Origin of the sequence: Thauera sp. WH-2, assembly GCF_048321015.1 — a bacterium.
Lineage (GTDB): Bacteria > Pseudomonadota > Gammaproteobacteria > Burkholderiales > Rhodocyclaceae > Thauera.
Map to the genome: position 1 here is coordinate 111,386 of NZ_JBLWFG010000003.1, position 19,296 is coordinate 130,681.

Below are 19,296 nucleotides of genomic sequence, written 5' to 3' on the forward strand. Positions count from 1 at the left end.
CCGGAATCGCCCCAGGCGAGCGCGTGATGCACCGCAACGGTGCATCACGCGCCGATTCTGTGCCCGAATTCATGGCGCACCGCAGCATCACACCCCTGAAGGATCTCTGAACCCCTTTATTTATAGGGCTTTCAGAGACCTGGCACGCCGTCTGCTTAGGATGGCTCGTCAGACCTTCCGACACCTCTCCCAAGGAGCAGATCATGAAAAAGACCCGTGCCGTTGCAACGCTTGCCACCCTCCTCGCTGCCCTCCCGTTCGCGGGTGGCGCCCAGGCCGAGGAGAGCCCGTTCAGCGCCAACCTCAGCCTGGTGTCCGATTACGCCTTTCGCGGTTTCAGCCAGACCGACGAGCGCCCGGCACTGCAGGGAGGGTTCGACTATGCACACGCGAGCGGCTTCTATGCCGGGTTCTGGGCGTCGAATGTCTCCTGGCTGTCCGATGCGTCCACCGATGTCAGCAACAGCCTCGAGACCAACCTGTACGCCGGGTACGCGGGCGAAGCCGGCCCGATCGGCTACGACGTGGGCCTGCTGCAGTACTACTACCCGGGCAGCTACGGCGCAGCCTATCGCGCCAGCAGCGAGAAGCCGCATACGCTCGAAGGCTACGTCGGACTGTCGTGGGAGTTCCTCTCCTTCAAGTATTCGTATGCGTTCAGCGACCTGTTCGGCTATTCCGATTCCGACGGCAGCCAGTACTTCGATCTCGGCGCGTCGTTCGACATCGGCTATGGCGTCACCCTCGGCGCACATGTCGGCTACAGCGACATTCGCGGCCAGGACAACTACACCGACTGGAAGCTCGGTCTCAGCAAGGAATACGGTGGCTTCGAGTTCGGCCTGCATTACGTGGATACCGACGTGAAGAACACGGATCTCGCCGACGAGCGCGTGATCCTGTCGATCAGCAAGAGCTTCTGAGCCCTTCCATCCGGAACCGGAGACATCCATGAAATTCATCGCAGCCATCATCAAGCCCTTCAAGCTCGACGAAGTGCGCGAGGCGCTTTCCGCGATCGGCGTGCAGGGCATCACCGTCACCGAGGTCAAGGGCTTCGGTCGCCAGAAGGGGCACACCGAGCTCTACCGGGGCGCCGAATACGTCGTCGATTTCCTGCCCAAGGTGAAGGTCGAAGCCGCCATCCCCGACGACATCCTCGACCAGGCGATCGAAGCCATCGAGAAATCCGCCGCCACCGGCAAGATCGGTGACGGGAAGATCTTCGTGTTCGAACTCGAACAGGCCATCCGCATCCGCACCGGCGAGACCGGCACGGACGCGCTGTAAGGGAGACCCGCAAAATGACCAAGCTCCTCACCTACCTGCCGGCCGCGACCCTGCTCGCCGGCCTATCCGGCGGCGCGTTCGCCCAGGAGGCCGCTGCCGCCGCGGTCGAGGTCAACAAGGGCGACGTGGCGTGGATCATGACCGCCACCCTGCTGGTGCTGATGATGGCACTGCCCGGCCTGGCGCTGTTCTACGGCGGCCTGGTGCGCGCCAAGAACATGCTCTCGGTGCTGATGCAGGTGATGACCGTGTTCTCGCTCAATGCGCTGCTGTTCGCGATCTACGGCTACAGCTTGGCCTTTACCGAGGCGAGCCCCTTCATCGGCTCGCTCGACAAGGTCTTCCTGTCCGGGGTGACGATCGACTCGCTGGCGGATACCTTCACCGAGACCGCGAAGCTGCCGGAGTTCGCCTTCATCGCCTTCCAGGCCACCTTCGCCGGTATCACCGGTGCGCTGATCGTGGGTGCCTTCGCCGAACGCATGAAGTTTTCCGCGGTGCTGATCTTTTCGGTGATCTGGTTCACGCTGTGCTACCTGCCGATCTGCCATATGGTGTGGGGCCCGGGCGGCTACCTGCTGGAGGATGGCGCGCTCGACTTCGCCGGCGGCACGGTGGTGCACATCAACGCGGGTATCGCCGGCCTGGTGGGTGCCTACATGGTGGGCAAGCGCATCGGCTACGGTCGTGAGGCACTCGCGCCGCACAGCCTGACCCTGACCATGGTCGGCGCCTCGCTGCTGTGGGTGGGCTGGTTCGGCTTCAACGCCGGCTCCAACCTCGAGGCCACCGCGGGCGCCGCACTCGCCTTCATCAACACCCTGCTCGCGACGGCTGCTGCAGTGCTGGCCTGGTCGCTGGGAGAGGCGCTGCTCAAGGGCAAGCCCTCGATGCTGGGTGCGGCCTCGGGCGCGGTCGCCGGCCTGGTGGCGATCACCCCGGCCTGCGGCTCGGTGGGCCCGATGGGCGCGATCGTGATCGGCACGCTCTCAGGCTTCATCTGCATCTGGGGGGTAAACGGCCTCAAGCACATGCTGGGTGCGGACGACGCGCTCGATGTGTTCGGCGTACATGGCGTGGGCGGCATCGTCGGCGCGATTCTGACCGGCGTGTTCGCAGCACCCGGCCTGGGCGGCACCGGCGGCGAGGACTTCTCCATCGCCTCGCAGGTGTGGATCCAGACCTGGAGCGTGATCGTGACCATCGTGTGGTCGGCAGTGGTCGCCTTCGTCGCCTACAAGGTCGCAGATCTGCTCGTCGGCCTGCGCGTGCCGGAAGAAGAGGAACGCCAGGGTCTCGACATCACGGCGCACGGCGAAACTGCCTACCGCTACTGAGCATCCGCCCGGAGCCATACTCCTCTGGTTCCGGTTCGCGCGGCGCCCTTCGGGGCGCCGTTTTTTCGTCTACCTGCCGCACGGGGCAGCGCACACGGAAGCACCTCCATGCGGGGCCACCCCGCAGGAGATGAATTCAGTGCCTCATGAATCGGCCTGCGCGGCGGCATGCACTGCAAGCCATACCGCATCCGCGGATGTGGATGCGACCCGGTGCCGGCGATGTGCGGGGATAACGAGCCAGTCGCCCGCCTTCAGCGTCACGGGCTCCCCCCCTTCAAACATCAGTACGGCTGTGCCACTGAGCAACGCCACCCACTCCTCCTCGTCCTGGTCGTACCAGTCTCCCGGCGCACTCGCATGGCCCTGCGAGACGATACGCTCAATGCGGCAGGCGGCGGATGCGAACAGGGTCTGGAAGATCTCGCTGCCGGTCGGCGACGGCAGCCCGGAGAAGAGATTGCCACGCCCGGCGGTGGACGCTGCGTCGTTCATCCCCAGCTCACGAAACGATGTACGCCGCCGAGCCGGTGGCCAGCAGCTTCCCGTCCGCGCCGAGGAAGCTCATCCGCGTCGAGGCGACGCGCGAGCCCAGGCGCAGCACCTCAGCCTCCATGCGGAACGCGTCACCGATCCCGGGACGCAGATAGTCGATACGCAGGTCGATGGTGCCGAGCTTGGAGAAGCGATGCAGACGCTGGAGGGGCGGCTCATCGAGGTGGCGCGCCCCGATCGCCGTCATCACCGCCAACCCGCCCATGGCATCCAGGCACGCGGAAATCACGCCGCCGTGAATGCGGTTGTGCAGATAATGACCTACCAGTTCGGGGCGCATTTCGATCCGCCCGGTGGCACGCACACCGTCGACCTCCTCGATCTGCAACCCCATCAGCGCGTTGAAGGCGATCTTGTGCTCGAAGATCTCGCGTACTCCGGCGATGAACTCCGGTTCGAACTGTACCGGCCCCTCTGGCGCCATGGCGTGTTTCGGCATGCTTGTCCTCTCCTTTGCAAAAAAAATCGAGCCCCGGGACGCGGCGGGCACGCCCCGGGGCTCAGTGCGCAATCTTACAGGCTCAGACGCGCTCGAAGATGCCCGCCGCCCCCTGACCCATGCCGACACACATGGTCACCATGCCGTAGCGCAGGCTGTTGCGGCGCAGTGCATGAACGACGGTGGCTGCACGGATGGCGCCCGTGGCGCCGAGCGGGTGGCCGAGCGCGATCGCGCCACCCATCGGGTTCACCTTCGCCGGATCCAGCCCCAAGCTGTTGATCACCGCCAGGGACTGCGCGGCGAATGCCTCGTTGAGCTCGATCCAGTCGAGATCGTCCTGCTTCAGCCCCGCAGCCCGCAGCGCCGCGGGAATCGCCTCGATCGGGCCGATGCCCATGATCTGCGGCGGCACACCGCGCGCGGCATGGCCGACGAAGCGCGCCAGCGGCGTGAGCCCGAAGCGCCTGACCGCCGCCTCGCTCGCCAGGATCAGCGCGCCGGCGCCATCCGAGGTCTGCGAACTGTTGCCAGCGGTGACCGTGCCCAGCCCGGTGGGGCTGAGGTCGGCGCGGCGTGGGGTGGCGAACACCGGACGCAGCTTCGCGAGGCCTTCCAGCGAGGTGTCTGCGCGCGGGCCTTCGTCCAGATTTACGGTGCGGGTGGCGGTGTTCACCTGGCCGCTGGCCAGATCCAGCCGGCGCTCCGTCACCCCGATCGGGGTGATCTCGTCCACGAACAGGCCCGCTGCCTGGGCGGTGAGTGCACGGCGGTGGGACTCCACCGCAAACGCGTCCTGTGCCGCACGCGACACCTTCCACTGTTGCGCCACCTTCTCGGCGGTGAGGCCCATGCCGTAGGCGATGCCGTAGTCGTCGATATCCTCGGTGTTGGCGAAGATGCTCGGCGACAGGCTGGGCGTGTTGCCCATCATCGGCACCATGCTCATGCTCTCCACGCCAGCGGCGATCACTACCTCCGATTCACCGACGCGGATGCGGTCGGCCGCCATCTGCACGGCGGACAGGCCCGAGGCGCAGAAGCGGTTGACCGTGATGCCGCCCACGCTCTTGGGCAGGCCAGCGAGCACCGCGCCGACGCGCGCCACGTTGAGACCCTGCTGCGCCTCGGGGATGGCGCAGCCGCAGATCACGTCCTCGATTGCAGCCGGGTCCAGGCCCGGCACCTGCGCCAGCGCCGCGCGCAGCACCTGCGCGAGCAGGTCGTCCGGGCGGGTGTTGCGGAAGAAGCCCTTGTGCGACTTGCCGATCGGGCTGCGCGTAGCCGCGACGACGTAGGCGTCCTGAAGCTGTTTCATGTCGTGGATCTCCGCGGAATCAGTTGCGCAGCGGCTTGCCGCTGTCGAGCAGGGCCAGGATGCGGGCCTGCGTCTTGGGATGGACGATGAGGCCGCAGAAGGCCTCGCGCTCGAGCTTCATCAGATAGGCCTCGTCGACCAAGGTGCCGGCCTCGACCTCGCCGCCGGCAAGCACATGCGCGATGCGGCTGGCGATGTGGAAGTCGTGCGCGGTGATGAAGCCGCCGTCGCGCATGTTGACCAGCTGGCCGAGGATGGTGGCCTTGGCCGAGCGCCCGGCGACCGGGAACAAGCGCGCGAGCGGCGGACGGTAACCGGCGCGCGCCATCGCCTGCGCCTCGCCGATGGCGACGAAGAGCAGTTCGTCGCGGTGGGCGACGACGAGATCGCTGTCGAGCAGATAGCCGAGCTTGCGGCTCTCTAGGGCACTGGTGCCGACCGTGGCCATGGCCGCGGCCTTGAAGCCTTCGGACAGGAAGGGCAGCAGGTCGGCGCCAGTGCTGGTACGTGCGTTCTCGGCGGCGCGGCGCGCGATGTAGGTGAGGCCACCCGCGCCCGGGACGAGGCCGACGCCGACCTCGACCAGGCCGATGTAGCTCTCCATGTGGGCGACGCGGCGCGCGCAATGCACCAGCAGCTCGCAGCCGCCGCCGAGTGCCATGCCGCGCACCGCGGCGATGGTGGGCACCTGGGCATAGCGCAGCTTGAGGAAGACGCGCTGCATCTCGGCCTCAGCGGCTTCGATCGCTTGTACGCCCGCGGTGGCGAAGGCGGGCAGCGTCGCCTGCAGATCGGCACCGACCGAGAAGGGCTCGTCGCCCGACCACACCACCAGGCCCGCGAAGCGCGCCTCGGCCTCGTCCACCGCACGCGACAGGCCCGCAATCACCGCCGGGCTGATGGCGTGCATCTTGGTCTTGATGCTGGCGATAAGCACATCATCGATGCCGCTGCGACCCAGCGTCCACAGCCGGATCGCCTCGTCCTCGAATACCGTGGCACCGGCATTGCGCCAGTCTTCACCCCCCTCTCCGAACACGCGCTCGCGGAAGAGCTGGCGCGCATGCACAGGTAGCGCACGCGGCGGCTCGAAACACGCCGTGGTCGGGTTCCACGAGCCTTCGGGCTGGTGCACACCGCCGCGCTCGGCGACTGGCCCCTCGAACACCCAGGCGGGCAGCGGCGCGGCGCACAGTGCGACGCCGGCGTCGATGTCCGCCTGCACCATGCGGGCGACCTCCAGCCAGCCCGCTTCCTGCCACAGCTCGAAGGGCCCCTGCTGCATGCCGAAACCCCAGCGCATCGCCTGATCCACGTCGCGCGCGGTGTCGGCGATGGTTTGCAGGTGCAGCGCAGCGTAGTGGAAGCCGTTGCGCAGGATCGCCCACAGAAAGCGGCCCTGCGGCCCTTCGGCTTCGCGCAGCAGGCGCAGGCGCTCGCCGGCCGGACGCTTGAGCATGCGGCCATAGACCGCATCGGCCTTCTGCCCGGCGGGCACGTAGTCGCCGCGCGCCAGGTCGAAGCGCAGCACTTCGCGCCCCTGCTTGCGGTAGAAGCCGGCCTTGGTCTTCTGGCCCAGATGCCCTTTTTCGAGCAGGGCCTGCAGCACCGCGGGGGTGGCAAAGCTGGACTGGAAGGGGTCGCTTGCAGCCGGGAGCTGGGTCTGCATGGTGCGGATCACATGCGCCAGCGTATCCAGACCGACCACGTCGGCGGTACGGAAGGTGCCGCTGGCTGCGCGACCGAGGCGCTTGCCGGTGAGGTCATCGACCACATCGGCGCTGAGCCCGAAGCGCTCGGCCTCAGCCATGGTGGACAGCATGCCGGCGACGCCGATGCGGTTGGCGACGAAGTTGGGTGTGTCCTTGGCGCGCACCACGTTCTTGCCGAGCATGGAGGTAACGAAGGCTTCCAGGCTGTCGAGCACCTGCGCCGCGGTGTCGGCAGTGGCGATGAGTTCCACCAGCGGCATGTAGCGCGGCGGGTTGAAGAAGTGAATGCCGCAGAAACGGGGGCGCAGTTCCACCGGCAGCGACTCGGCGAGCTGGCCGATGGCCAGACCCGAGGTATTGCTGGCGAGGATCGCGCCTTCGGCGAGGTGCGGTGCGATGCGGGCGTAGAGCGCATGCTTCCAGTCCATGCGCTCGGCGATCGCCTCGATGACGAGGTCGCAGCCCTGCAGCAGCTCGAGGTGCTCGTCGTAGTTGGCCGGGCGGATCAGTTCGGCATCCTCGGCTACGCCGAGCGGGCTGGGTTTGAGCTTCCTGAGGCCGACGATGGCCTGGCGCGCGATGGCGCTCTTGTCCGCGCCGTCCTTGGCGAGGTCGAACAGGATGACCGGCACCTTGACGTTGACCAGGTGGGCGGCGATCTGCGCCCCCATGACGCCGGCGCCGAGCACGGCCACGCGCTTGATGATGAATCGGGACATAGGTGAATCCTTGCGATGGGAGCGGGGCGCGCCCGGGACGACGTTCGCCGGCCGGAAGGTGGGCCGTGCGAGCGAAGCCCCGGTGTGCGCACCCCGGGCTCGGTTGTCAGGCCAACGCCGCGTCGGTGTCCATCAGTGCCGCACTGCCTGTGCGCGCGGTGCGCATCAGCATCGCGGTCTCGGGGAAGAGGCGGGCGAAGTAGAAGCGCGCGGTCTGCAGCTTGGCGGTGTAGAAGGGGTCGGAGCTGCCGGCTGCGATCTTCTTCAGCGCCACCGAAGCCATCAGGGCGAAGAAGTAGCCATACACTAGATGACCCGCCACGCGCAGGTAGGGCACCGCGGCAGCGCCCGCCTCGTCCGGGTTCTGCAGGGCCTTGAAGCCGATCTCGGTGGTGAACTTGCTCATCTGCTCACCGAGTTGGGCAAGCGGATTGATGAACTCGGCCATCTTCTCGTTGACGCCCTCCGCTTCGACCAGCACCCCCACCAGGCGAGCGAACTTCTTCAGCGTGGCGCCGTTGTTGCCGAGCACCTTGCGGCCGAGCAGGTCCAGGCTCTGCACGGTGTTCGTGCCCTCGTAGATCATGTTGATGCGGGCATCGCGCACGAACTGCTCCATGCCCCACTCCTTGATGTAGCCGTGACCGCCGAACACCTGCATGCACTCATTGGTGGCGACAAAGCCGTTGTCGGTGACGAAGGCCTTGGCGATCGGGGTCAGCAGCGCGAGCAGCTCGGCGCTGTCGTGGCGCACCTTCTCGTCCGGGTGGTGCAGCTCCTTGTCCGAGAGCACCGCGCAGAAGCACAGCAGCGCGCGCGCGCCTTCCGCATAGGCCTTGGCGGTGAGCAGCATGCGGCGCACGTCGGGGTGCACGATGATCGGGTCGGCCGGCTTGTCCGCAGCCTTCGGGCCGGTGAGGCTACGCATCTGGATACGCTCCTTGGCATAGGCGAGCGCATTCTGGAACGCGACCTCGGTCAGCCCCAGACTCTGGTTGCCGACCCCCAGGCGGGCAGCGTTCATCATCACGAACATGGCCTGCAGGCCCTTGTTCGGCGCGCCGACCAGGGTACCGATCGCGCCCTCGAGCACCATCTGGCAGGTGGCGTTGCCATGAATGCCCATCTTGTGCTCCAGGCCGCCGCAGTGGATGCCATTGCGCGCGCCGAGCGAGCCGTCGGCATTGATCAGGTACTTGGGCACCACGAACAGCGAGATGCCCTTGCTGCCGCCCGGCGCGTCAGGCAGGCGGGCCAGCACCAGATGCACGATATTGGCGGCGAGGTCGTGCTCGCCGGCGCTGATGAAGATCTTCTCACCGGTGATGCGGTAGGTGCCGTCGCCCTGCGGTTCGGCCTTGGTGCGCAACAGACCGAGGTCGGTGCCGCAGTGCGGCTCGGTCAGACACATGGTGCCGGTCCACTCGCCGCTGGTCAGCCTGGGCAGGTAGGTCGCCTTCTGCTCCGGCGAGCCGTGCGCATGCAGGGCCTCGTAGGCACCGTGCGACAGGCCGGGATACATGGTCCAGGACTGGTTGGCGCTGTTGAGCATCTCGTACAGGCACTGGTTGAGCACGATGGGCAGACCCTGGCCGCCATGTTCGGGATCGCAGGCGAGGGAAGGCCAGCCGCCCTCGACGTACTGCGCATAGGCCTCCTTGAAACCCTTGGGTGCGCTGACCTCGTGGGTGCCGCGATCGAGGGTGCAGCCCTCGGCGTCACCGCTGACGTTCAACGGGAAAGTCACTTCGGCCGCGAACTTGCCCGCCTCTTCGAGGACCGCGTTGAAGGTTTCGACGTCGAGCTCGGCATGCGGCGGGCAGGCCTGAAGCTGGCCAACGGTTTCGAGTACTTCGTGGAGGACGAACTGCATGTCGCGCAGGGGCGGCGTGTACTGGGGCATCGCGGAGGTCTCCTTCGGGTGGAATCGACGGCGGCCGCCAGACGGCGGCCGCAGAAGTAAATCAAACGTTCGTTTTATTTTATCCAGACATTAGCCGATGTCAAACGATCGTTTGAATCATCGTTGCGACGGCGGGGGAACGAACGGTCCGCGCCGTCCAGGTGGCGCAGACGTAAACGCAGAAGGCGACCCCTCGGGGCCGCCTTCTGCTTTCGCGCCACGAATGCGGCGCCGGGCGATACTCAGGCCAGCGGAACGGGCACGCCGGGGCTGACGCAAAGCGAGTGGTTGAGCGCGATGATCGCCTTCCTGTAGTCCCCACGCTCGATGATGAACTGCATGTTCACCTGACGCAGGGTCTGCGAGACGCAGTTTACGTTCACCTGCGCGTCCGCGAGCGCCTGCGCCGCGCGCGCGAGTACGCCGGGGATACTGATGTTGGAGCCGATCGCGCACACGATCGCGCTGTTCTTAACCGTCACCACCTGATAGCGCGCCTCGAGTTCGGCCACCAGCGCAGGCGTGACCGTGTTCTCCCACAGCAGATGGGCGATGGAGTTGGCGTTGGTGGCCTTGAGGATGTAGGAAATCCCGTGCTTGCAGAAGATCTCCATGATGCCGAGGTCGAAGCCGACGGTGCCGACCATGCTGGGGTCGTGGATCTCGACCAGCGTGACCTTGTCGCTGCCGGTCACCATCTCCACCCGCGCACGCTCGCCCACGTAGTCCTTGGTGATCAGCGTGCCCGGATGCTCGGGCTCGAAGGTGTTCTTGAGGCGGATCGGGATGCCGGCCAGTTCCATCGGTTTGGCCGCCTTGGGGTGGATCGCCTCCATCCCGACGTCGGCGAGCTGATCGGCCACGTCGTAGTTGGTCGCCCCCACAACCACCGCATTCTCCAGCCCGACGATGTTGGGGTCGGCCGAGGAGAGGTGGAATTCCTTGTGAATGACCGCCTCGGCCGGACGCACCTCAACCGCGATCTTGCTGAAGGTGACCTCCGAATAGCCGCGGTCGAACTCGCGCATGATGCCTTCGGTGCCCTTGGTGTAGCCGGTGGCGACGATCACGTTGTTCGCGATGTCCAGCCCCTTGAAGCTGTTCTGGATACGCTCGTCGATGGTCCAGGCCTCATCGTCGTGGAAGCCGGCCAAGTCCAGCAGGATCGCATTGACCCCCTTGGCCTTGAGCATCTCGACGCTGTTGAAGGCGCTGTGCGACTCGCCGATCGAGGCCAGCACCTCGCGCGCCGCAAGCAGCACGTCCTTGCGCAGGATGTAGCCGCTGGCGAGTACGTGATGCATCGCATCGAGATACTTCTTGACCTCGCCGATGCGGGTGTCGACGAATGCATCGGCGACGTCCAGCGGCAGCCCGAGATCGGCGAACCCGGCATTGAGCTTCTTGAGACTCACGGCCAGGCCGTTGAGCGCCGCGTGATAGTCCGCCCCTTCTGCGAACAGCGCATAGATGCCCCGCTCGCCGGTCTTCTTGTGCTCCAGAAGCTGATTGGTCACGCCGGAATAGGCGGACACCACGTAAATACGGCCATAGATACGCGCGCTGTCATACAGCATGATGTGGCGCAGCACATCGCCGAAGGCGGACATCGACGTGCCGCCGATCTTTTCAACCGAGATCATCCGTTTTTCCGAACTTTGCATGACGTTCATTCCAGTTATGCCGTGAAACCCTTCCAAATCCGCGATCGTATTGGTTTGTGACGCGCTTGAACATTGCTCCGCCGCCACTCGCCGCGCCAGTCTCCATCCCGCTCAGCGGAACACGATCGTCTTGTTGCCGTGCACCAGCACCCGGTCTTCCAGGTGGTAACGCAGGCCGCGCGCGAGCACCGTCTTCTCGATGTCCTTGCCGTAGCGCACCATGTCCTCGACCGCATCCGAGTGATCGATGCGGATCACGTCCTGCTCGATGATCGGCCCCTGGTCGAGGTCGGCGGTAACGTAATGGCAGGTCGCCCCGATCAGCTTGACGCCCTTGGCCCACGCCTGGTGGTAGGGCTTGGCACCGACGAAGCTGGGCAGGAAGCTGTGGTGAATGTTGATGATCCGGCCGGGGTAGGCGGCACAGAGGTCCGGCGACAGGATCTGCATGTAGCGCGCCAGCACCATCGTGTCGCCACGCACCTCCTCGAAGATGCGCTGTACCTCGGCATAGGCCGCAACCTTGTTGTCGGCGGTGACGGGCACGTGGTGGAAGGGAATGCCGTGCCACTCGACGAAGCCACGGAAGGTGTCGTGGTTGGAGATCACGCACGGGATCTCGATGTCGAGCTCCTTCGACTGCCAGCGCGCGAGCAGGTCGTACAGGCAGTGCTCCTGCTTGCTGACCAGCATCACGACGCGCTTCTTGACCGCGGAGTCGCTGATCTTCCACTCCATCTCGAGCTCTTCGGCCAGGGGCCGGAAGCGCTCACGGAACTCGGCGAGGTGGAAGGGCAGCGAGCCGGCCTTGATCTCGATGCGCATGAAGTAGCGGCCGATCGCCTCGCCATCCTGCGGCGGCTCGGCGTGCAGCGAGGTCTCGAGGATCCAGCCCTTGTGCTCGGCGATGAAGCCGGAAACCTTGGCAACGATACCGACGCGGTCGGGGCAGGAGGCGGACAGGGTGTAGAAGCGCTCGCGATGCATGGTCTGGATCAGCCGGCGCGGGCGAATGCCTTGTCGATCTCGGCGCGCAGCGCGGTGTAGTCGCGCACCACCGGATACTGCGGAAACTCGCGCACGACGTTTTCCGGCGGGTGGAACAGGATGCCGCCATGGGCCTCGCCCAGCATTGCGGTGTCGTTGTAGGAGTCGCCCGCGGCGACGACCTTGAAGTTCAGTTCCTTGAAGCGCTTGACGGCCTCGCGCTTCTGGTCGGGCATGCGCAGGTGGTAGTTGACCAGGATGCCTTCGTCGTTGGCCTCGAGGCTGTGGCAGAACAGCGTCGGCAGGCCGAGCTGCTTCATCAACGGTTTGGCGAACTCGTAGAAGGTGTCCGACAGGATCACCACCTGGTAGGTGTCGCGCAGCGCGTCGAGGAACGCCCGCGCGCCTTCCATCGGGCCCATGCTGGCGATCACGCCCTGGATGTCGGGCAGGCCGAGCTTTTTCTCCGCCAGGATGTTCAGGCGGTACTTCATCAGCGTGTCGTAATTGGGCTCATCGCGGGTGGTGCGGCGCAGCTCCGGGATGCCGGTACGCTCGGCGAATTCGATCCAGATTTCGGGGACCAGCACACCTTCGAGGTCGAGACAGACGATACGCACCGTACGCTCCTGCAGACGAATGAATGGAATGGCAAGGGCGCGATTCTAGCATTCGCCCGCTCCCCCCACGGGGACGCAACCATAGGTGCCTCCAATGGGCGCGGTTCGCATGAGGACTATGTCTCGGATCGGGCTTCTTTTCCTGTAGCAGGCACGAGCACTAAATAAGATAATTCTGCCAATTCCAGGCTCAATTCGTCATGATCAAACTTATCCCCATCGAAAAGCTCCTGCCGGGCATGTACATCCACGACCTCAATTGCGGCTGGATGGAGCACAACTTCGTGCGCAACCGCTTCCCGGTCAAATCATCGGAGATTGTCGACAAGGTGCGTGCGCTGGGGGTTCATGAGCTTTACATCGACACCAGCCGCGGGCTCGACCTGGAAGAGGCCCCGACGCAGGAAGAAGCCGCCCACGAAGTCGATGAGGCGCTCGAGGCGATCGCAATCGTCGCACCGGCCCAGCAGGCCTCGGTGCAGCACGAGGTCCAGCGCGCGCGCAATCTGCACAGCGAAGCCAACCGTATCGTGCGCGACATGATGGGCGACATCCGCCTCGGTAAGCAGATCCAGCTCGAGCAGATCGAGCCGCTGGTGGAGCGCATCGTCGACTCCATCTTCCGTCAGCAGGACGCGATGCTGCCGCTGGCGCGGCTCAAGGACCATGACGAGTACACCTTCCAGCACTCGGTCTCGGTGTGCGCACTCATGACGTCGTTCGCACGCACGCTGGAACTGCCGCGCGAGATCATCCACGAGATCGCCATTGGTGCCCTGCTGCACGACGTGGGCAAGGCCAAGGTTCCCGACCAGATCCTGAACAAGCCGGCCAAGCTCACCGACGCCGAGTTCGCCAAGATGAAAAGCCATGTCGTGCAAAGCAAGATCATCCTGCAGGGCACGCCGGGCATCAGCCAGATCGCGCTGGACGTGGCCGCGCAGCACCACGAGCGTTTTGACGGCACCGGATACCCGAACAGGCTCAAGGGTGACGAGATCAGCCTCTATGGCCAGATGGGCGCCATCGTCGATGTGTATGACGCGATCACCTCGCACCGCGTCTATCACAAGGGCATGGCGCCCACCGAGGCGCTGCGCAAGCTGCTCGAATGGAGCAAGTTCCACTTCAACCCGACGCTGGTGCAGGCCTTCATCCGCGCCGTGGGCATCTATCCCACCGGCTCGCTGGTACGCCTCGAAAGCCGCCGCCTGGCCGTGGTGCAGGCGCAGACCCCCGAGAACCTGATGCAGCCGGTGGTGAAGGTGATCTTCCACACCCGCGGCTACTACCTGACGCCCGAGACGGTGGACCTGCGCCACTCGCAGGACCGCATCGTTGGTCACGAGGACTTCGAGGCCTGGAACATCGACCCGGCGCGCTGGCTGCCGGAATGAGGGGCGGCGGCCGGTCCCGCCGGCCGCTCAGTCGGCGGGGATCGCCTCGAGCGCCTCGTGCAGCTCCAGCCAGCGCAGCTCGGCTTCCTCGATGCGCCCGGCAAGCTCGGCCTGACGCTTGTTGAGCGCCGGCACCTCGCTCGCCTGCGGGCCGGTGTAGAGCGCCGGGTCGGCGAGTTGCGCGTCGATCTCGGCCTTTTCCTTGTTCCACGCCGCCAGACGCTTGTCGATCTGCTCGATCTCCTTCACCAGCGGCCGGCGCGCCACCAGGCGCGCCTGGCGGTCGGCGGCAGCCTGGGCGCGGTCGGCCTTGCGCGCCGCCTTGTCCGCCACCTGATCGGGGCAGGCGGCGGCGGCGGCGACTTCGGCGCGGCGACTGGCGAGCCAGTCGCGGTAATCGTCCAGATCACCGTCGAAGGGCTGGATGCGCCCGCCATCGACCAGCAGGAAGCGGTCGCAGGTGGCGCGCAGCAGCGCGCGATCGTGCGAGACGAGCACCATCGCCCCCTCGTAGTCCTGCAGCGCCATGGTGAGCGCATGACGCATTTCGAGGTCGAGGTGGTTGGTGGGCTCGTCGAGCAGCAACAAGTTGGGACGCTGCCAGATCAGCAGCGCCAGCGCGAGTCGTGATTTTTCGCCGCCCGAGAACGGCCCGCAGGGCGTCGTCGCTGGCGTCGAGGTGCCACCCACACCGTCGCCTCGGAAGTCGAAGCCGCCGAGGTAGTCGCGCAGCTCCTGCTCGCGCGTCTGTGGGTCGAGGCGGACCATGTGCTGCAGCGCCGATTCGTCCGGGCGCAGCGTTTCCAGCTGGTGCTGGGCGAAGTAGCCGGTGGCCAGGCCCTTGCCCTCCAGGCGGCGGCCGCTGGCCAGTTGCAGCTCGTGGGCCAGCAGCTTGATCAGGGTCGATTTGCCGGCGCCGTTACGCCCGAGCAGGCCGACGCGCTCGCCCGGGCGCAGGGTCAGCGTGATGCGCTCCAGAATCGTCTTGTCGCCGTAGCCCACCGCACCGTCCTCGATCTGCAGCAAGGGGTCGGGCGCCGGCGGTGCGTCACGGAAGGCGAAACTGAAGGGCGTGTCCACATGCGCGGCGGCGATGCGCTCCATGCGCTCGAGCGCCTTGATCCGGCTCTGCGCCTGGCGCGCCTTGGTGGCCTTGGCGCGGAAGCGGCGGATGTAGTCTTCCATGTGCGCGATGTCGCGCTGCTGCTTCTCGAACATCGCCTGCTGCTGGATCAGGCGCTCGCCGCGCTGGCGCTCGAAGTCGGAATAGCCGCCGGTGTAAAGGGTGAGCTTCTGCTGCTCGATGTGGGCGATGTGGGTGACGCAGGCGTCGAGGAACTCGCGGTCGTGCGAGATCAGCAGCAGCGTACCGCGGTAATCGCGCAGCCAGGCCTCGAGCCAGATCACCGCGTCGAGGTCGAGGTGGTTGGTGGGCTCGTCGAGCAGCAGCAGATCGGAGCGGCACATCAACGCCTGCGCCAGGTTCAGGCGCATGCGCCAGCCGCCGGAGAAATCGGACACCGGACGCTCGATGTCGGATTGCAGGAAGCCCAGGCCGTCGAGCAGCGCTGCCGCGCGCGCACGCGCCGCGTAGCCACCGATCTCGTGCAGGCGGGCATGCAGTTCGCCAATGTGTGAGCCATCGTGGGCGGCCTCGGCCGCGGCCAGCTCGGCCTCGATGCGGCGCAGCTCGGCGTCGCCGTCCAGCACGTAGTCGATCGCCGGCTGCGCCAGCCCGGGCGTTTCCTGGGCGACGTGGGCGATCACCCAACCCGGCGGCAGGTCGAGGTCGCCTTGGTCGGGGTGGAGCTGGTCGCGCAGCAGGGCGAACAGGCTGGACTTGCCGCTGCCGTTGGCGCCGGTGAGGCCGACCTTCCAGCCGGGGTGGATCTGCAGCGTGGCGGCCTCGATGAGGACCTTGGCACCGCGCGCGAGGCGCAAATTGCGAAGACTGATCACGAACGGATACACGGCCGCGGGGCCGCGGATTGAAGTAAAGGCGCTATTCTACGCGCCAGCCCAACCGAACCCGGAACCTCGACCCCGGAAACCAGCGCGCATGATGATCCGCCCACGCCCCGCCTCCTCCATGTCCTCGAATGGTGCCCGGCTTCCCCGCAGCCTGTTGCTCGTCCCGCTCGCCCTGTCCGCCCTGCTCTCCAGTCCGCTGCGGGCACAGACGGACGACGAGGCGCACCGGGCCGCCGAGCGCGCACGCGCCGCAGCGCTGGAGGCCGAGGGCAAGGCCCTGCGCGACCAGGCCGAGGCCACCTTCGAGGCCACCGTGCCGGGCTGTCATGAGAAATTCCTCGTCAACCGCTGCATCGACCAGGCGCGGAAGCAACGTCTGGAGACGATCCAGCGCGCCCGGACGCTTGAAGCCGAGGCCCGCGGCATCACCCTGCACGAGCGCCAGCGTGCTGCCGCGCATGCGGACACGGGCGGCAATGCGCGTTCGCTCACGCCCGCCACACCCAGCGAACTGCCCACCACAGCCCCAGCCGCCGCGCCTGCACCCGGTCCGGACGCGGGCATCGCGCCTTCCCCCGAAGCGGAGCGCATCCGCGCTCAGCGCGACGCCGCAGCGGATGCTGCGAAGGCCGAGGCCGCACGCAAGCGCGCCGAGACCGAGGCCCAACGCGCCAGCGAGCGCCGCAGCGCAGAGGAGGCGGCGGCGCGCCGCGCCCAACAGGCAGCTGAAGACCGCGCGCGCTACGACGAGCGCATCCGCCGCTACGAGGAAGAGCAGGCCGCGAAGAAGAAATAGGCACTCAACCCGACTGTCTTGCCCAGGCCAGGGCATCCTCCAGGCGGTCGTTGCCCCAGAACAACTCGTCGCCGACCCTGAAGCTGGGCGCACCAAACAGGCCAAGTTCGGCCGCCAACTCGGTCTGCCGGCGCAAGGCGAGCTTGTTGTCCTCGCTCTGCGCACGCGCCATGATCTCGGCGACCGGCAATCCGAGCGTGCCGAGAATGTCCTCGATCACGTCAACCTCGCCGATCTCGCGGTCCTCGGCGAAGTTCGCCGTCATTACCGCGCGCGCAAAACGCGCAACCCAGCCCTCTTCCACGCCAATCAGCGCCACCCGCGCGGCAAGCAGGCCATTGCGCGGGAAGCGGCTTGGGCGCCGGAACGGAAGTCCATTCCTGGCACACAAGCGCTCCAGGTCGCGCCACATATACCGCCCCTTGGGCGGATAGATATTGAAGGGCGAATCGTTCCAGCCCAGGGCGAGAAACACCGGCCCCAGCAGGAAAGGCTTCCACGCAAGCGCCACACCGGCCGTCTGCGCGGCCTCCTCGATGCGCATCACCGCCAGATAGGAATAGGTGCTGGCGAACTCGAACCAGAAATCGACGACCGGACGGGCCATGGCAAGGCTCCTTGCAGGGGACGAACTTCGTCACTATAGGCGAACACGCTCGCACGGCATCATGGGTCCGGCACGGATACACCGCCGGGAGGCTTCAGCGCGGCCGGTTCGCCACCCAGATCCCCGCCCCCACCAGCCCCAGCGCGGCAAACACCGCTGGCGTCAGCGGCTCACCCAACAGCAGTCCGCCCGCGAGCACCCCCATTACCGGCGTGAGGAAGGAGAACGACGACAGGCGCGTCGCAGGGTACTGCCGGATCAGCCAGAACCAACCCAGGTAGGACGCACCGGCCACGATGAAGGTCTGGAAGAAGAGGCTCGTCCAGACCGCAGGCGTCGGCGCGAACACGCCGGGTTCGCCGAGCACGATCGACAGCAATGGCAACCCCAGGCCCGACACCGTGAGCTGATAGAGCAGGGTCTTCTCGGCCGATACGCGCGCCAGCACGCTCGCCTTCACCGTCAGCGTGGTCGCAGCCCAGAACACCGCAGCCAGGACGATCATCAGATCGCCGATCCACGAGGCGCCGACCGGCGCGAGCAGATGCTCGCCGAACAGGACCAGGATGCCCATGAACGCCAGCGCCATACCCGCCCACTGCGCCTTGCGCATCTGCTCGAGCGGCAGCAGCCAGCGCGCACCGAGCGCGACGAAGAAGGGCGCGGTGTACAGGAAGATGACACCCCGCGAGGCAGTGGTGAACTGCAGCCCGAGAAAGATCAGCGCGAACTCGGCCGCGAACAGCGCGCCGGCCAGCACCCCGGGCCACAGGCTGCCATCGCGCGCCAGCAGGGGCACACCGCGCAGACGCGACCACAGCAGGACGATCAGCGCAGCGCCTATCGAACGCAGCCCGGCCTGCCACACCGGTGATATCCCCGCGATGGCGAGCTTGATCGCAACCTGCTGCAAGCCCCAGATGGTGCAGAACAGCAGCATCATGCCGATGGCGAGGCGGTCGAGTTCGGTCTTGTGCATGGGAAGCATGCCGGGCTGCGGCGTGGCCGGACAAGGGGCGTCCGGAAAGGACCGGATTATGGGCTGCCGGCGCCGGAAACGCGAACAGGCTCCGTACAGGCCATGCTTTCGAACTGACTGGCAAGCGCATCGACCTCGCCCAGCAGGCGGCGGCGTTGCCCCGTGTCCGCCTCATTGAACAGATCGGCCAGCAGTTGCAGGGTCAGCGCCCGGTTGCGCGCCTGCCGCTCGCGATGTGCGGGCGGCAGGCGCGCCTCGTCCGGCAACAGCAGGGGGCGGATGTGGGACGACAGGGCGGCGGCATCCGCTCCGGTGCGCAGGACGTCTACCAGCGCAGACTGGCGTCGCTCGCGGTCGAGCAGCCACGTCTCGGTCGTCGGCAGCAACGCACGGCTCCACGCTTCGACACGCCCGCGCTGCTGCGGGCTCAACGCGCCCAGCCAGCGATGAAGGCGCTTCTGCATGCGCTTCACACGCGCCGCGTGCTGCTCTGCCTCGCTACCGGAGAGGTAGTCCTGCCGCGCATCTGCCATGCGCCGCTGCAGCGAGACATCGAGTTCGTCGACCTGGGCGGGAGAAAGGCCGGCAAGCAGGGCGCCGGCGTCCGGCATCAGCGCGCCAAGCACCGCCCGCCACCAAGCCTCCCCACGCCGGAGGAAGACCTCGAGCTGCGCCGCGTCGACGCGATCGCTCGAGAACAAGGTCTGCGCATCTCGCAGACCCGCGGCATAGTCGGCAAGCTGGGTGCGGCAGTGCCACGTCAGCTGGACGGCGAGGCGGCGGTAGAGGTCACTCCGCTGCCCCGCGTCCAGGGTCACGAAATCACGCACGTACCACGGCACCAGCCAGTCCAGCTTGCCGTAGGCAAAACGCAGACTGCATCCCCCGAGCAGGAGGACGGCGAGCAGGATCACAAGTAGCGCACGGAGCGTCTTCGGCATGGTGGAGAGACGCTGCCGCACGGGGGAAGTTCTCTGGCGCCATACTTTGCGGCGCAGCCGG

Annotated in this window: 17 protein-coding genes; 5 read left to right on the forward strand and 12 right to left on the reverse strand. The window is 66.6% G+C overall.

Annotation, left to right across the window (positions count from 1 at the left end):
- The first annotated feature begins 203 nt into the window (after window positions 1-203).
- From ACNKW1_RS07090 to ACNKW1_RS07100, 3 genes are read left to right on the forward strand one after another with little or no spacing between them, the layout of a single operon-like run.
- Window positions 204-923: a TorF family putative porin gene (locus ACNKW1_RS07090; RefSeq protein ID WP_418363901.1), complete on the forward strand. Its 720-nt coding sequence runs from the start codon at window positions 204-206 to the stop codon at window positions 921-923.
- Window positions 924-951: 28 nt separating this feature from the next.
- The gene (gene glnK / locus ACNKW1_RS07095) at window positions 952-1,290 is read left to right on the forward strand and encodes a P-II family nitrogen regulator (protein WP_281050418.1); all 339 of its coding nucleotides are present in this window, start codon (window positions 952-954) and stop codon (window positions 1,288-1,290) included.
- A gap of 14 nt (window positions 1,291-1,304) precedes the next feature.
- Window positions 1,305-2,627 carry an ammonium transporter gene (locus tag ACNKW1_RS07100; protein ID WP_418363902.1) on the forward strand — a complete coding sequence of 441 codons (1,323 nt, stop codon included), beginning with the start codon at window positions 1,305-1,307 and terminating at the stop codon, window positions 2,625-2,627.
- A 144-nt stretch (window positions 2,628-2,771) separates the two neighbouring features.
- Here ACNKW1_RS07100 and ACNKW1_RS07105 read toward each other — a convergent pair whose 3' ends face one another.
- The 8 genes from ACNKW1_RS07105 to thrH all read right to left on the reverse strand — a co-directional run bounded on the left by ACNKW1_RS07105 (window position 2,772) and on the right by thrH (window position 12,544).
- Window positions 2,772-3,122: a cupin domain-containing protein gene (locus ACNKW1_RS07105; protein ID WP_418363903.1), complete on the reverse strand. Its 351-nt coding sequence runs from the start codon at window positions 3,120-3,122 to the stop codon at window positions 2,772-2,774.
- 7 nt (window positions 3,123-3,129) lie between these two features.
- Entirely contained in the window at window positions 3,130-3,621 is a 492-nt protein-coding gene (locus ACNKW1_RS07110; protein ID WP_418363904.1) for a thioesterase family protein, read from the reverse strand.
- Window positions 3,622-3,703: 82 nt separating this feature from the next.
- Window positions 3,704-4,939, reverse strand: a complete 1,236-nt coding sequence (locus tag ACNKW1_RS07115; protein ID WP_418363905.1) for an acetyl-CoA C-acyltransferase — start codon at window positions 4,937-4,939, stop codon at window positions 3,704-3,706.
- Between the two features lie 19 nt (window positions 4,940-4,958).
- On the reverse strand, window positions 4,959-7,370 hold the full coding sequence (locus ACNKW1_RS07120; RefSeq protein WP_418363906.1) for a 3-hydroxyacyl-CoA dehydrogenase/enoyl-CoA hydratase family protein: 2,412 nt from the start codon (window positions 7,368-7,370) through the stop codon (window positions 4,959-4,961).
- A 106-nt stretch (window positions 7,371-7,476) separates the two neighbouring features.
- Window positions 7,477-9,273, reverse strand: coding sequence for an acyl-CoA dehydrogenase C-terminal domain-containing protein (locus ACNKW1_RS07125; RefSeq protein WP_418363907.1), 1,797 nt, complete (start codon window positions 9,271-9,273; stop codon window positions 7,477-7,479).
- A 242-nt stretch (window positions 9,274-9,515) separates the two neighbouring features.
- Entirely contained in the window at window positions 9,516-10,916 is a 1,401-nt protein-coding gene (locus ACNKW1_RS07130; RefSeq protein ID WP_418363908.1) for an aspartate kinase, read from the reverse strand.
- Between the two features lie 132 nt (window positions 10,917-11,048).
- The gene (gene purU, locus ACNKW1_RS07135) at window positions 11,049-11,924 is read right to left on the reverse strand and encodes a formyltetrahydrofolate deformylase (protein WP_418363909.1); all 876 of its coding nucleotides are present in this window, start codon (window positions 11,922-11,924) and stop codon (window positions 11,049-11,051) included.
- A gap of 8 nt (window positions 11,925-11,932) precedes the next feature.
- A complete protein-coding gene (gene thrH, locus ACNKW1_RS07140; protein WP_418363910.1) occupies window positions 11,933-12,544 on the reverse strand; it encodes a bifunctional phosphoserine phosphatase/homoserine phosphotransferase ThrH in 612 nt (203 codons plus the stop codon).
- Between the two features lie 200 nt (window positions 12,545-12,744).
- Here thrH and ACNKW1_RS07145 point away from each other — a divergent pair, with 200 nt between their 5' ends.
- Window positions 12,745-13,941 (forward strand): HD-GYP domain-containing protein, encoded by a 1,197-nt coding sequence (locus tag ACNKW1_RS07145; RefSeq protein WP_418363911.1) that lies wholly within the window; start codon window positions 12,745-12,747, stop codon window positions 13,939-13,941.
- Between the two features lie 27 nt (window positions 13,942-13,968).
- On the opposite strand, the gene ACNKW1_RS07150 is transcribed toward ACNKW1_RS07145, so the two are convergent.
- On the reverse strand, window positions 13,969-15,900 hold the full coding sequence (locus tag ACNKW1_RS07150) for an ATP-binding cassette domain-containing protein (protein WP_418363912.1): 1,932 nt from the start codon (window positions 15,898-15,900) through the stop codon (window positions 13,969-13,971).
- A gap of 100 nt (window positions 15,901-16,000) precedes the next feature.
- Here ACNKW1_RS07150 and ACNKW1_RS07155 point away from each other — a divergent pair, with 100 nt between their 5' ends.
- Complete coding sequence (locus ACNKW1_RS07155; protein ID WP_418363913.1) at window positions 16,001-16,708, forward strand: hypothetical protein; 708 nt, start codon at window positions 16,001-16,003, stop codon at window positions 16,706-16,708.
- A 4-nt stretch (window positions 16,709-16,712) separates the two neighbouring features.
- Here the strand turns inward: ACNKW1_RS07155 and ACNKW1_RS07160 are convergent, their stop codons facing one another.
- From ACNKW1_RS07160 to ACNKW1_RS07170, 3 genes are all read right to left on the reverse strand, one after another.
- The gene (locus ACNKW1_RS07160) at window positions 16,713-17,315 is read right to left on the reverse strand and encodes a 2-hydroxychromene-2-carboxylate isomerase (RefSeq protein WP_418363914.1); all 603 of its coding nucleotides are present in this window, start codon (window positions 17,313-17,315) and stop codon (window positions 16,713-16,715) included.
- Between the two features lie 94 nt (window positions 17,316-17,409).
- Window positions 17,410-18,294, reverse strand: coding sequence for a DMT family transporter (locus tag ACNKW1_RS07165; RefSeq protein WP_418363915.1), 885 nt, complete (start codon window positions 18,292-18,294; stop codon window positions 17,410-17,412).
- Window positions 18,295-18,350: 56 nt separating this feature from the next.
- The gene (locus ACNKW1_RS07170; protein WP_418363916.1) at window positions 18,351-19,235 is read right to left on the reverse strand and encodes a DUF6279 family lipoprotein; all 885 of its coding nucleotides are present in this window, start codon (window positions 19,233-19,235) and stop codon (window positions 18,351-18,353) included.
- Window positions 19,236-19,296 lie beyond the last annotated feature (61 nt).

Bases quoted from the DNA above. Each gene is read 5' to 3' on its own strand.
- ACNKW1_RS07125 (WP_418363907.1), bottom strand. From the start codon at position 9,273: ATGCCCCAGTACACGCCGCCCCTGCGCGACATGCAGTTCGTCCTCCAC.
- ACNKW1_RS07090 (WP_418363901.1), top strand. From the start codon at position 204: ATGAAAAAGACCCGTGCCGTTGCAACGCTTGCCACCCTCCTCGCTGCC.
- ACNKW1_RS07120 (WP_418363906.1), bottom strand. From the start codon at position 7,370: ATGTCCCGATTCATCATCAAGCGCGTGGCCGTGCTCGGCGCCGGCGTC.
- ACNKW1_RS07100 (WP_418363902.1), top strand. From the start codon at position 1,305: ATGACCAAGCTCCTCACCTACCTGCCGGCCGCGACCCTGCTCGCCGGC.
- ACNKW1_RS07110 (WP_418363904.1), bottom strand. From the start codon at position 3,621: ATGCCGAAACACGCCATGGCGCCAGAGGGGCCGGTACAGTTCGAACCG.
- ACNKW1_RS07155 (WP_418363913.1), top strand. From the start codon at position 16,001: ATGATGATCCGCCCACGCCCCGCCTCCTCCATGTCCTCGAATGGTGCC.
- ACNKW1_RS07130 (WP_418363908.1), bottom strand. From the start codon at position 10,916: ATGATCTCGGTTGAAAAGATCGGCGGCACGTCGATGTCCGCCTTCGGC.
- ACNKW1_RS07105 (WP_418363903.1), bottom strand. From the start codon at position 3,122: ATGAACGACGCAGCGTCCACCGCCGGGCGTGGCAATCTCTTCTCCGGG.
- purU (WP_418363909.1), bottom strand. From the start codon at position 11,924: ATGCATCGCGAGCGCTTCTACACCCTGTCCGCCTCCTGCCCCGACCGC.
- ACNKW1_RS07170 (WP_418363916.1), bottom strand. From the start codon at position 19,235: ATGCCGAAGACGCTCCGTGCGCTACTTGTGATCCTGCTCGCCGTCCTC.
- ACNKW1_RS07145 (WP_418363911.1), top strand. From the start codon at position 12,745: ATGATCAAACTTATCCCCATCGAAAAGCTCCTGCCGGGCATGTACATC.
- ACNKW1_RS07115 (WP_418363905.1), bottom strand. From the start codon at position 4,939: ATGAAACAGCTTCAGGACGCCTACGTCGTCGCGGCTACGCGCAGCCCG.
- glnK (WP_281050418.1), top strand. From the start codon at position 952: ATGAAATTCATCGCAGCCATCATCAAGCCCTTCAAGCTCGACGAAGTG.
- ACNKW1_RS07165 (WP_418363915.1), bottom strand. From the start codon at position 18,294: ATGCACAAGACCGAACTCGACCGCCTCGCCATCGGCATGATGCTGCTG.
- ACNKW1_RS07160 (WP_418363914.1), bottom strand. From the start codon at position 17,315: ATGGCCCGTCCGGTCGTCGATTTCTGGTTCGAGTTCGCCAGCACCTAT.